This window comes from Candidatus Enterococcus avicola, from assembly GCF_047470845.1.
Lineage (GTDB): Bacteria > Bacillota > Bacilli > Lactobacillales > Enterococcaceae > Enterococcus_D > Enterococcus_D casseliflavus.
In genome coordinates, this window is sequence record NZ_JBLGTY010000073.1 from 1 (window position 1) to 269 (window position 269).

Here is a 269-nt window from a genome sequence, read left to right on the forward strand (position 1 = left end):
AACTCTTTTAACATTTCAACTCGGTGTGTGTTACTTGTTTTGATTATTTCTTCGATATCCAGTTTTCAATGAACAAAGCTTAACGACCGTTGTCGTTAATGGAGCCTAGCGGGATCGAACCGCTGACCTCCTGCGTGCAAAGCAGGCGCTCTCCCAGCTGAGCTAAGGCCCCGGGTATTTACTTGAGAGTAGACCTCTCAAAACTGAACAAAGGCAAACGATGTGTAGTCTTCCGAAATATTCCTTAGAAAGGAGGTGATCCAGCCGCA

1 tRNA gene is annotated in these 269 nt (G+C 45.7%); it reads right to left on the minus strand.

Annotated features, from left to right (window positions below):
* Window positions 1-99: 99 nt before the first annotated feature.
* A tRNA-Ala gene (locus ACI3E5_RS17670) sits at window positions 100-172 on the minus strand.
* Between the last annotated feature and the right edge of the window lie 97 nt (window positions 173-269).